The organism is Paenibacillus sp. DP01, from assembly GCF_044784315.1.
Lineage (GTDB): Bacteria > Bacillota > Bacilli > Paenibacillales > Paenibacillaceae > Paenibacillus > Paenibacillus polymyxa.
In genome coordinates this window covers 3,815,227-3,826,920 of record NZ_CP173059.1, presented here as the reverse complement: position 1 = coordinate 3,826,920, position 11,694 = coordinate 3,815,227, and the positions used below count along the sequence as shown (strand labels likewise).

General features: G+C 49.1%; 10 protein-coding genes. All 10 read left to right on the top strand.

The features are described from left to right. Positions 1 to 18 precede the first annotated feature (18 nt). The 10 genes from ACH59B_RS16730 to ACH59B_RS16685 all read left to right on the top strand — a co-directional run bounded on the left by ACH59B_RS16730 (position 19) and on the right by ACH59B_RS16685 (position 11,589). Positions 19 to 1,203, top strand: a complete 1,185-nt coding sequence (locus tag ACH59B_RS16730; RefSeq protein WP_017428164.1) for an exonuclease SbcCD subunit D — start codon at positions 19 to 21, stop codon at positions 1,201 to 1,203. After that, complete coding sequence (locus ACH59B_RS16725; RefSeq protein ID WP_404302168.1) at positions 1,200 to 4,589, top strand: AAA family ATPase; 3,390 nt, start codon at positions 1,200 to 1,202, stop codon at positions 4,587 to 4,589. Before ACH59B_RS16730 ends, ACH59B_RS16725 begins: the two co-directional genes overlap by 4 nt. Before the next feature lie 260 nt (positions 4,590 to 4,849). Beyond that, the gene (locus ACH59B_RS16720; RefSeq protein ID WP_017428162.1) at positions 4,850 to 5,254 is read left to right on the top strand and encodes a hypothetical protein; all 405 of its coding nucleotides are present in this window, start codon (positions 4,850 to 4,852) and stop codon (positions 5,252 to 5,254) included. Positions 5,255 to 5,605: 351 nt separating this feature from the next. Further along, the gene (locus ACH59B_RS16715) at positions 5,606 to 6,949 is read left to right on the top strand and encodes a PLP-dependent aminotransferase family protein (protein WP_016821596.1); all 1,344 of its coding nucleotides are present in this window, start codon (positions 5,606 to 5,608) and stop codon (positions 6,947 to 6,949) included. Between the two features lie 162 nt (positions 6,950 to 7,111). Next, positions 7,112 to 7,471: a histidine triad nucleotide-binding protein gene (locus ACH59B_RS16710; RefSeq protein WP_013372152.1), complete on the top strand. Its 360-nt coding sequence runs from the start codon at positions 7,112 to 7,114 to the stop codon at positions 7,469 to 7,471. Between the two features lie 170 nt (positions 7,472 to 7,641). Continuing rightward, entirely contained in the window at positions 7,642 to 7,815 is a 174-nt protein-coding gene (rpsU, locus tag ACH59B_RS16705; protein WP_005547957.1) for a 30S ribosomal protein S21, read from the top strand. Between the two features lie 16 nt (positions 7,816 to 7,831). After that, positions 7,832 to 8,275 carry a GatB/YqeY domain-containing protein gene (locus ACH59B_RS16700; protein WP_013372151.1) on the top strand — a complete coding sequence of 148 codons (444 nt, stop codon included), beginning with the start codon at positions 7,832 to 7,834 and terminating at the stop codon, positions 8,273 to 8,275. Positions 8,276 to 8,555: 280 nt separating this feature from the next. Beyond that, on the top strand, positions 8,556 to 9,923 hold the full coding sequence (locus tag ACH59B_RS16695; protein ID WP_031461801.1) for a nodulation protein NfeD: 1,368 nt from the start codon (positions 8,556 to 8,558) through the stop codon (positions 9,921 to 9,923). Between the two features lie 42 nt (positions 9,924 to 9,965). Beyond that, entirely contained in the window at positions 9,966 to 10,967 is a 1,002-nt protein-coding gene (gene floA / locus ACH59B_RS16690; protein WP_016821594.1) for a flotillin-like protein FloA, read from the top strand. A 43-nt stretch (positions 10,968 to 11,010) separates the two neighbouring features. Further along, positions 11,011 to 11,589, top strand: coding sequence for a hypothetical protein (locus ACH59B_RS16685; protein ID WP_019688053.1), 579 nt, complete (start codon positions 11,011 to 11,013; stop codon positions 11,587 to 11,589). The last annotated feature ends 105 nt before the right edge of the window (positions 11,590 to 11,694 follow it).

The following is an 11,694-nucleotide window of genomic DNA, read 5'->3' as shown; positions in this document are numbered from 1 at the left end:
AGGGAGAGGGGGAATAGCATGCGGATTTTGCATACAGGGGATTGGCATTTGGGTCGCACATTGGAAGGTCGAAGCCGTCTGAAGGAGCAGGAGGCGTTTTTGGAAGAATTGGTGAAAATGGCTGACGACCAGCAGGCTGATTTGATTATGATGGCTGGGGATGTGTACGACTCAGTCAATCCTTCGGCCGCCGCAGAGCAATTGTTTTATGAAGCATCTGCTCGTCTTACGGCTGGAGGAAGACCGCTAGTCGTCATTGCCGGCAATCATGATCAGCCGGAAAGAGTATCCTCGGTCACCCCGCTGGTGAGCGGGCGTGGAATTACATTGCTGGGACTGCCTCATGGGGAAGCAGTGCGCGTTCGTACACCGCGAACGGGCGAAATGGCATGTATTGCGGCCTTGCCATATCCGTCTGAGTCTCGTCTGAATGAGCTATTGTCTGAAGACGGGGATGAAACCATATTACGCGAGGCATATAGCCGTCGTGTAGGGATGCTGATGTCACAGCTGGGTACAGCGTTTCGGCCCGATACTGTTAATTTGTCGATGAGCCATATATATGTGCTTGGCGGGCTGGAGTCGGATTCGGAACGTCCGATTCAGGTCGGGGGAGCCTATACCGTAGATCCGTCTGCTTTGAGCATTGGAGCGCAGTATACGGCTCTGGGGCATTTGCATCGTCCCCAATATGTGAAGGGCGATGGGCTGATGCGTTATAGTGGTTCTCCGCTGGCTTATAGCTTTTCCGAAGCTGGACAAGCCAAATCAGTTACGTTAATTGACGTGATTGCCGGCAAGCCAGCACAGGTTGAGGAACTGTATATTACCAGTGGACGCCCATTAGTGAGGTGGCGAGCACGGGGAGGTCTGGAGGAAGTATATCGCTGGCTGGATGAAGGACTGGATGCTGATGCCTTTATTGACCTGGAAATTACGCTGGATGAAGCGATGTCAATGGGAGATATTCAACGGTTGCGCAAAAGCCGTGAAGGCATCATTCATATTCGGCCCGTGTACCCAGAAATGGCGGCGGCACAGTTGGAACAGCAACGTTCAGAACTGCCGGTTCATGAGTTGTTCCGGGCGTTTTACCAAAGACAGACGGGCGGAGCACAGCCGGATGACGGATTAGTACAGTTGTTTTTGGAACTGGTAGAACAGGATGATGCAAGAGACCACGCTGAGGAGGATGAAGTATGAAACCGATCCTTCTGAAACTGGCGGGGTTGCAAAGCTACCGGGAGTCGCAGGAAATTCGCTTTGACGATTTGACCGAAACGGGACTGTTCGGAATTTTTGGTCCAACGGGTAGTGGTAAATCAACATTGCTGGATGCCATTACGTTGGCCATGTACGGTAAGGTGGAGCGGGCGGTGAATGGTACACAAGGCATCATGAATCATGCCGAGGATACGCTGTCTGTAGCATTTACATTTGAATTAATGTCAGCTCAAGGACCTCGCCGTTACCGTGTAGAACGACGTTTCAAACGTCCAGGAGGCGTATCGGTTAATAATACGCTTAGCCGTTTTATTGCATATACAGAAGACGGCGAGGAAGTACTTGCTGACAAAGTACAGGATGTGACGCGCTGTGTGGAGGAGTACATCGGCCTGAAAATGGACGATTTTACGCGCGCTGTCGTATTACCGCAGGGGAAGTTTGCGGAATTTTTATCCTTAAAGGGCAGTGAACGTAGACAGATGCTTCAGCGTTTGTTCCATCTGGAGAAGTACGGAGATCAACTTGCTCAGAAGCTGAGCCGTCGTGTGAAGGATAACGACATCGCCTTGAAGTCGTTGGAAGCGGAGCAGCAAGGGCTGGGGGATGCGAGTGCTGAAGCGCTTGAGCTTGTAAAGCTGCGCCTCCAAGAAGCGATGGACCATGCAGAGGCTTCACGCCGCGAACTAGAGCGTGTTTCACGGGAAGCGGAGGCGCTGAACAAAACACGGGAACTGGTCATCGAGCTTAGCCAAAGAGTGAATGAGCTGGAGGATATGGCAAGACAGGAACCAGGCATTGCTTTGCTGGAGCGCAAGCTGCGACAAGCATCTGCAGCGGAGGCGTTGCTGCCTGCACTGACAGATTGGAAGGAAGCCGTTGCCGAAGCAGAAAAACGGCAAAAGAATGCTGAACAGATGGCAGTCCAGGCTGCCTCCGCAGCGGAGACAGCGCTTGTATCTGTGCAAGCAGATGAGCAGGCGCGACAAGCACTCAGTGCTGAAGAACCGAAGCTATTGCTTCGGATCGACCAACTGGAGCAGGCACTTCAACTGGAACGTGATACGGAGGTGCTGTGGACCGAAAGAGAACGTTTGGCGGCCGAACTGGCGCATAGCGAACAAACCCTTGCAGAGCATGCCGCAGGTCTCGCAAAGGAACAAGAGTTACAGACACGAGGTTTAAAGCGGCAGCAGGAGCTTCAGCAGGAGTTGAAGCAAAATGAAGTGCGGGCAGATGAGCGGCGTATGCTGCAAGAGGCTGTGCAGCGGCTACAACAGCTGGAGATAGCGCATGAGCAATGGCGTGAAGCTGAACAGGAGTATTTAGCTCAGGAGAAACGGCTTGCGCTAGCAGACGAACGTCTAAAGCTAATGGAGCAGGAGACACAGGAGACCGAGACACGACGTTCTGTCCTTGCTGCACAGGCGGCTGAAGGCATCGAGGCGTTGCTGGCGCTGGATGCGGAAATTACAGCCGACGTGTCGGCACTGGCTGCCGAGGAGGAGCAGCTGCGTCACGAGCTTCGTGCCGAGGAGCTCGGACGTCTCGCGCAGCATCTCGCTGCCGAGCTGCGCGAAGGAGAGCCATGCGCAGTGTGTGGCTCTCTGCATCACCCCGCGCCTGCCGCTGTTGCGGCCCATGGCGCGGATTCCGCTGCGCCGGATGAGCTGCACCGCCTGCGGCTCGGCTTACAGGAGCTGCGTCTCACACTGCGCCAGCAGTTGCACGAGCAGCGCAGCCTGCTGACGCAGCCCGCCGCCGCAGACAGCGGCGCTGCCGCCACGGGCGAGCCTTTTACGCCTGCGGCTGCTGTGCCTCGTGGTGTCGCCGTATGGGCGGAGCGCTGTGCAGCGCTGGAGCGTACAGCGGCTGAGCTGGCAGCGCGTGCGCATACGCTGCCTGCCGAGGCACAGGCACTGCGTGAGGCGGACGTCGCCGGACAGCAGCGGCGTATCCGTGCAGCCGCTGAGCAGGAAGTGGCGGTTGCAGCCCTGGCGCAGGCGCGGAGCAAGCGCGAGGCATGTACCACGCGCAGCGAGGGGCTGCGCGCCGAATGGACAGCGCAGCTGCCGGATGTCGGCCCCGACCAAGCTGCGGAGCGTTATCGCGCCATGCAGGAGCGCGACCGGCGTGCGGAGGAGCTGCGATCCCGACTGGAGACGAGCGTGACCTTCCTCGAAGAAAAGGCAGCGCGTGTACAGCAGATACAGCAAAGCATCATCGAGGAGGACAAAATCATTATTGCCCGTCGTACAGGGCTGCAAAGTAAAGATGATTTGCTGCGTGAAAAGCAAGAACAGCTCCGAAAGTGGGTTGGAGAAGGCCAAGCAGCCTCATTGCTGGAAGAAGCGACCTCACGCTTGTTGGGACTGAAAAACGGAGCCGAAGCCGCTGCACGCCGCCGTACCGAAGCGGAAGAACGCAAGCAGCAGGCTGTTCATGCTTCACTGATAGCGCGGCAGGCCTCCGACTCGGCAGAAGAAAGACGGCAGACAGCAGCATCCCGTTGGGGCATCCGTCTGGAAGCTTCCTCTTTTGCTACGGAAGCAGAGGTCTTGGAATGCTGCTTGGGACCGGAAGAAGCCACACGCTATGAGCGTGAAGTGAATTTGCACCGAGAACGGGAGAAGGAGCTGTCTTCCCGCTTAAAACATGTCGAAGAGCAGTTGAATGGAGCAACAATAACAGAGGAACAGTGGAAAACGACCACTGCGAGGCTGCGTGATTGCCGTGCACGCGACGAAGAGGCGCTTCAGAATCGCGCCAAGGCCGAACGTGATTTAGAGGACTTGCAGCGTCGGCACGTCCGCTGGATGGAGCTGGAGTCCAATCGTTTACATCTGCGTAGCGAGGCAGAAAAAATGTCCAAGCTCCAGTCTGTTTTTCGAGGCAATGCCTTCGTTGAATATATTGCCGAAGAGCAGCTCATGCAGGTCAGCCAATCCGCTTCACGCCGCCTACGTTTTCTGACTAAGCAGCGTTATGCGCTAGAAGTAGATTCCAGCGGTGGTTTTGTCATTAGTGATGATGCCAACGGTGGGGTCAAACGTCCGGTATCGACCTTGTCCGGCGGCGAAACGTTCCTGACCTCTTTGTCGCTTGCGCTTGCGCTGTCGGCTCAAATTCAATTGCGGGGCCAATACCCTCTACAATTTTTCTTTCTGGATGAAGGATTTGGAACGTTGGACCCCGAACTGCTTGACACAGTAATTACCTCGCTAGAAAAGCTGCATCACGATCAATTATCTGTTGGTGTGATTAGCCATGTGCCTGAATTGCGGGCCCGGCTCCCACGCAAGCTGGTTGTTCTTCCCGCAGAGCAGGCTGGTGGAGGCTCTCGTGTAGTTATGGAAACATTTTGAAACAATGTGATACGGATCACAGATACAGTTTCAAACTGTTGTTATAATACAGCTAAGCCGACAAGTTAATCATACAGCACCCCGGCGGACGTATGCTGCGGAAGAAGTCTTCCCGTCATACGTCCGTTCAGAGGGGCTCTGCCAAGAGCTCCCGGGGTGCTTCTTTTTTTTGTAGCCGGAATTCGCCCAATTTGATGTAGCACATAGCCCGTTTTTGAATAACATACGGTATACATGCAAGAGTCTAGGAGGAAACAACCATGGAAAAAAGCATGATAACCGAAAATGTTACAGCATCGCAACAGATGGATGCTAAAACACTATGTCAACAGCATATGCATCGTTATGTATGCGTATGGGTAAAGGATGGGACAATGTATGACGGAATAGTAGAGCATGTGGATGATGAAAAGATATACTTAGCCGTTCCTATGGGTGGAGAAGAAATGGAGAATGTTAATCTCCCCTATCCGCCCAACAATTGTGGATGCGGCTCCCGTGCTTATGGCGGCTATGCATCTTATCCTCCGTACCCTTATCCGTACCCTTACCCGGTCCCAGTACCCGCCTATGCGTATGGATTCCCATACGGACGTCGCCGCTTTAATCGCTTGATTCTGCCACTTGCTGCGTTGACAGCGATTAGTTTACTGCCTTACTACTAATCCGATCTTCTTCGTTGCCTGACCATCGTTCTACTCTCTCCCGCCTAAAGCCCTTGTACAGTATAAGTGGCTATATAGGCGTATCCATACATCATCACTAAGTAAGGCTGTTTCTTCCAGCATGAAGAAACAGCCTCTTTTTCACATCTACCGTCTCAATATGTTAATGAGCTATAACGCTTACAGCCTTTATCGAGGTTACAATTATTTATGAATGGAGACTGTATGGGTACAGTTTAGTGAAAAGAGGTATCCTGTTTATCTAAAAACCATGTTAACATCAAGCGTGTACAGAAACATAAGAAGGAATAAGCATATAAAGAGGATGTACTGAACAGGCAGGAGGATATCGTGAAAAAATATGTTTCGGTTTTATTAGATATAGAGCTTAAAATTCGCGAGGGACAATATAGATCTGGTTACAAGCTGCCATCGGTCCGTGATGCTTCGGAGCTATACAAGTGCAGCAAAAGCACAATTCTGCGAGCCTATGCTGAACTTGAAAGGAAGCATGCCATTTATTCCATACCGCAAAGCGGATACTATGTAGTGGAAAACCCCAGTGACGTACACCATAGCCATATTTCCGACTACGTTGATTTTGCTTCAGCATCCCCGGATTTAAATGTATTTCCATATCTAGATTTTCAACATTGTCTAAATCAGGCTATTGACACTTACAAATATCATCTGTTCACATATGGGGATTCGCAAGGATTGGAAACATTGCGACATACGCTCGTCTCTCATTTGGCTGATACTCAGGTGTTTGCAAAAACAGATCGGATTATCGTTACTTCAGGTGTTCAACAAGCATTAGAAATACTCGCGAAAATGCCGTTTCCCAATGGCAAAGAAAAGATTTTGGTCGAGCAGCCCAGCTACGATATTTATTTGCGTTTTTTGGAGGAAGAGAGCATACCCGTCAATGCGATTGCACGGACAGCGGAAGGTCTAGATTTTTATGAGTTGGAGAACCAATTTAAGCAGGGTAACATCAAATTTTTTTATACCATGTCAAGGCATCATAATCCTCTTGGTATCTCATATAACACGGAGGAACGAAAAACGATAGCTGCCTTGGCTGCGAAATATGATGTGTACATCGTAGAAGATGACTATATGGCTGATTTGGGAGTTGATCATCTTGTTGATCCTATTTATGCATACGATCAGACAGAGCACACTATTTACTTGAAAAGCTTCTCAAAAATCATTTTCCCTGGCTTGCGATTAGGGGTTGCGGTACTGCCAGAAAACTTATTAAAGACGTTCAGTACCTATAAAAGATATGTTGACACATCCATTTTGTCTCAGGCAGCACTTGATATCTATATTAAAAATGGAATGTATGAACGCCATAAACACACGATATCCAAACTGTATTCGGAGCGCGTTCGTATTCTGAACAAGGCGGTGGAACGATACAATCAGTCCGGGTACATTCAAACTCCAGCTGCAACCTCAGGTGTTTATACGCAGTTTAAGCTGCCGAGGACGGTGAATTTGGAACGTTTGGTACACAGTCTTAACGCGAGAAGCATCCAAGTTGTAGCTGGAAAAGGCTTTTATTTATCAAGCTACAGGGAACAAGAAAAATTTTTGCGCATAAGTATTTCGCGTGCACAGCCGGATCTAATTGATAAAGGAGTTAAATCTATAGTAGAGGAAGTTAGTAAGGGAAACTGGTATTAAGCCCCATTTTCCGTTATGATACATATAGAAACAAAGGCATAACCAATCATGATTGGTTATGTTTCTGTTTGGTGTGGAAAATACATAACTTTGAATGCCGAGAGCAAGGACTGCTGATGTTTAATTGCTTATGATCGGCTCACTGCCAAAGGAGGGTTTTGAATGGACGATCTGTTTTTGAAAATTGTGGATGGAAGCATCCCCAGCAAAAAGGTGTTGGAAACCGACAATGTGCTCGCATTTCATGACATCCAGCCTGCGGCGCCAGTACACGTGCTCATTATTCCAAAAAAATACATTCCTTCAATGAATGCTGTAACGGAGGAGGATCTTCCTCTTATCGCGGAGATTCATCGTGTTGCGGTTGAGGTTGCGAAAAAGTTGGGAATCGCTGAGTCTGGTTATCGGTTGATTAACAACTGTGGACCGGATAGTGGACAAGCGGTAGGCCATCTGCATTATCACTTGCTGGGCGGCGCCAAATTAGGTGCCCTGACAGGTATTTCGGACTCGCATTCTTAAAAATGACAGAGCTAGTCTTTTCAGTAATGCGGAAGTGACGGGAAAAAAAGTTCCTTCTATGTACTCATTTTTTCTTATAGGTTGACACCTGGTTTCCGTTTCACCTATAATAAAATTTGATGAACCGTGTTATTGCTCTTGGACGGTCTGGTCGGAGGGAGGGAAAACTGGTGTCTGAAACTAAAGTTCGCAAAAACGAGACAATTGATGCTGCACTTCGTCGCTTTAAACGCTCCATTGCTAAGGATGGCGTATTGGCTGAGGTGAAGAAACGCAAGCATTATGAAAAGCCAAGCGTAAAGCGCAAGAAAAAGTCCGAGGCTGCTCGTAAGAGAAAGTTCTAGGAGGATCTAAGTAATCATGAATTTGAGCGAACGATTGAACGAAGATATGAAGCAAGCAATGAAGAGTAAGGACAAGTTCAAACTCTCCACCATTCGAATGGTTCGTTCTACGATTAAAAATCTTGAAATAGATTTGAAACGGAATTTGGACGACAACGAAGTGCTTGATATTCTGAGTCGTGAGATCAAACAGCGAAAAGATGCCCTCCATGAGTTTGAAAAAGCCGGTCGTGATGAACTTGCGACAAGCACTAAAGCAGAAATAGAGATCATCGCTCAGTACCTTCCTGAACAACTTTCTGAAGAAGAAATTAAAGTTATTGTACAGCAGACCATCCAGGAAACCGGTGCTTCTTCGAAAGCCGAGATGGGGAAAGTAATGACGGCCTTAATGCCTAAGGTAAAAGGTCGTGCTGACGGTAAGCTCGTGAACCAGGCGGTTCAGCAATTTCTGCAATAAACCCTGCGACAAACAGGAAAACACAACACCCTCTGTTTACAGAGGGTGTTATTTCTATATGTGTGACGCCTGTCATAAAAGAGAATGGTGGAAAACGCCTTTATGAAAGCGCTTCTCGCAATTGTGTGAAACGTGATGTCCATTAGGGGCGTAAAGTATTTGACAGGCGTCAGGATTAGCAATATACCCAATAATTTCACATTAAATCCTGAAAACTGTATAGTTTGTCTAACAAAGTTTGGTATGCTGTAACAAGGAAAGATCGAAAGGGGGGAAAGAAATGCATAGAGAACATCACCACTCCAGCCGCAAATTGGTCTTTTTAACGTTGTGGATTATGATATCCGTTCTGTTGTTACCCTTAGTTCATTCTGGATCAGCGGCAGCTCAAACAAAGGGTGGAGCTGTGTTTGTTATACCAGTTGATCAGGAAATTGAACAGGGTCTGGGCAAATTTATGGAGCGTGGATTTGCAGAAGCGGTTGATTCCAAAGCAGGTCTGATTTTACTGGATATTAACACTCCCGGCGGACGGGTAGATACAGCGGAGAAGCTGGGCAAACTGATTAAAGACAGTCCCATACCGACCGTAGCCTATATAAAGGGAGAAGCGGCCTCAGCGGGTAGCTATATTGCGTTGAGTGCTAACAAGATTGCTATGAAACCGGGGAGTATTATCGGAGCAGCAGCGTTAGTAGACGGCAGGGGGAATGCTATTACAGACCCAAAAACGATAGCTTGGTGGAAGAGCAGCATGGCATCTGCCGCAGAAGCTGGCGGGCGCAATCCCGATATTGCTAGAGGCATGGTCGACTCCAAATCGACTGTATCTATCCCGGAGATGAATTTTAATAAGGAAAATGGCCAGATCATTTCTTTAACCAGTGAGGAAGCGCTGAAATTGGGGTACGCGGATCACATCGCGTCTTCGGAACAAGAAGTTATCCAGTGGATGGGCTACAGTACAGATGATGTAATCCATGTGGAGCGCACATGGGCTGAAAAAGCAGCCGAGATATTGACCAACCCGATCGTGCAGACATTGCTTTTATTTGTTGGTATCGCGGGTGTAGTTATTGAACTGCTTGTACCTGGCTTTGGTGTACCGGGAATTTTAGGTGTACTTGGATTTGGTTTGTATTTCTTTGGTAATTATATCGCTGGCTTTGCAGGTTCGGAGACGTGGCTGTTGTTCATTATCGGTCTGGCACTGCTTATACTTGAAATGTTCATTCCAAGCTTTGGCATTCTGGGTATTTTGGGTTCCATCAGCCTTGTCGCGGGTGTAGTCCGTGCAGCATACAACATGCAGCATGCGTTTATATCTTTGGGGATTGCTTTTGCAGCGGCTGTTGCCGTGGTGGCGATCATCGCGGTTGTCTTTAAGGACCGAGGGATATGGAACCGTTTTATACTTCAGGAACGTTTAACGGCTGACCAAGGGTTTTCTTCGGTTGTGAATCGGGAAACGTTACTAGGTCAGAGGGGTGTCAGTCTGACCCCATTACGTCCAGCTGGAACGGTGCTAATCGCTGACGAGCGAGTGGATGTCGTAACGAATGGGGAGTTTATCGCCCCGGATATGCCGATTATCGTATCCAAAGTAGAAGGCGGGCGAATTGTAGTCAAGGCAGACGCGAGCGTCTAGCAAGCTAACAACGAAGAATTAGATTAATGGAGGATGATGCGAGTGTTCGAATCGGGTATTGTCAGTATTTTGCTGATTGCCGTAGTAGTGATTATTGTATTGAGTGTGTTTTTTAGTTTCTTCCCGGTGATGCTGTGGATTTCGGCGCTGGCTTCGGGTGTGCGGATCGGTATCATTACGCTAGTAGCTATGCGGTTGCGGCGCGTCACGCCAAGCCGAATTGTCAATCCCCTCATTAAGGCTACCAAAGCTGGTCTGGGCTTGAATATCAATCAGCTGGAAAGTCATTTTCTCGCAGGGGGGAATGTAGACCGAGTGATCAATGCGTTGATTGCCGCGCAGCGCGCTAACATTCCGCTTGAATTTGAACGTGCGGCTGCGATTGATCTTGCGGGACGGGATGTTCTGCAAGCGGTCCAAATGAGCGTTAATCCGCGTGTTATTGAGACGCCTATTGTTGCTGCGGTCGCCAAGGATGGTATCGAAGTGAAGGTTAAAGCTCGTGTTACGGTGCGTGCCAACATTGATCGACTCGTCGGTGGTGCAGGAGAAGAAACGATTATTGCTCGGGTTGGTGAAGGTATCGTAACAACGGTTGGTTCCAGTAACTCGCATAAAGACGTGCTGGAAAATCCAGATTCCATTTCGAGAACCGTACTATCCAAAGGTTTGGATGCAGGGACAGCATTTGAGATTCTGTCGATTGATATTGCAGATGTTGATGTAGGTAAAAATATCGGTGCCTTCCTGCAAACAGAGCAGGCGGAAGCAGACAAACGTATTGCGCAGGCAAAAGCCGAAGAACGGCGTGCGATGGCTGTAGCGCAAGAACAGGAAATGAAGGCACGTGTTGTAGAAATGAGAGCGCGCGTGGTGGAATCCGAATCCGAAGTGCCTCTGGCAATGGCTGAAGCGCTGCGTAGTGGTAAACTTGGCGTCATGGACTATATGAATTTAAAAAATATTGAGGCAGATACGCAAATGCGTAGTTCCTTAGGCAAACCGAATGAGAACTCGGGGAATGATAACAAGAACCGGGATTAACTAATGGACGGGCCGATGAACTATAGCAGTTAGGCGGTGAGTAATGAATTTTATCAGCTGGATCTTTGACCATTTGTATATCTTGATCGTGATTGGCTTTGCACTGGTGTCCTTTTTGGGGAAAAGCATTCAAGGTGGAGATCGGAAATCTTCCCCGCGGCAAGGTATGCCTACCTTTGGTGGTGATCATGGTTCGCGCGGGTCCTCGACGTCGTCCAGACCTTTCACAACGGAACCTGAGATAGAGCGACGTCAGCAAGATGTTACTGGAGAGCTGCAACGTCAATTTCCTAATGAGCGACGGGCGGTGATGGAAGCTCGTCGTATAGAAGAAGTGGGGGACGGGCTGAAAAAGGAAGAACAGATGGACCAAGATTCATTAGATAACGGTACGACTCTAGAGGATCGGATTCGTATTATGGAAGAAGAGCGAAGGATGGTTTTAGCCCGACTCGATCGTATATCCAATGCGAGTGATTCGGAGGAAATTACAGATGGGCTAGAGCAAACTTCTCAAGAGCGGGGTACCGTGAATGCAGCTGACCTACGCAGAGGTGTAATTTGGGCAGAGATATTAGGCCCTCCGCGTTCCAAGCGTTACATGGGTGGAGGAAGACGTTAAAATGATAGTGATCCGTCACGGCTTTGGCTGTGGCGGATCTTTTTTTTGCGATGTTTTTAGCAATACATAAACTTGCTAGAATAAAAAAAGACCTAACGACAAATG